This window comes from Pseudovibrio sp. POLY-S9 (assembly GCF_001431305.1).
In the GTDB taxonomy this organism is placed as follows: Bacteria; Pseudomonadota; Alphaproteobacteria; order Rhizobiales; family Stappiaceae; genus Pseudovibrio.
This window is the reverse complement of the sequence record NZ_LCWX01000087.1, coordinates 1-493: the sequence shown is the minus strand read 5'-3', so window position 1 is coordinate 493 and position 493 is coordinate 1. Positions and strand designations below refer to the sequence as shown.

Here is a 493-nt window from a genome sequence, read left to right as displayed (position 1 = left end):
CTTGCCTGAAGCCTTCATTTCAACAGCTTCAAGCTGCTGCTCTTCGCTCAGCTTAGACGGTCGCCCCTGCTTCCTCTTCGCCTTCTCAATCGCCAATGTGCGCCGCTCATCATCCAGCCCGCGAGCGAAGCCAACAAACGCCGCCATAACCTGAAACACACCAGGGTTTTCCAGTGTGTTTAGTCCCTCACGAAGAACCACCACATCAACGCCGAGCACTTGACATTTAGCGAAGAATTCAGCTAAATCCCGTTGATATTCCGCGATACGATCCAAAGAGCAAAATACCAACACATCACCCGCAACAGCCTCTTGCATCAGCCTATCAAGCTCAGGCTTCAGGAAGGAGCGCCGCGAAATTCCCTCATCAACGCGGAAGGTTTCGCAGTTTGCGGCTCGCAACTCTTCCATCTGGCTATCTCTGGTGTGTTCGTTTTTGTCGGTTCTTATATAGCCACGTATCATTTCGAATACCCAAGTGTAGTAAAAAATC

1 protein-coding gene is annotated in these 493 nt (G+C 50.5%); it reads right to left on the bottom strand.

From position 1 onward, the window contains the following. Nucleotides 1-465: recombinase family protein (locus PPL9_RS07225; protein WP_152986619.1), on the bottom strand; the 465-nt coding region annotated here is incomplete at its 3' end. Nucleotides 466-493 lie beyond the last annotated feature (28 nt).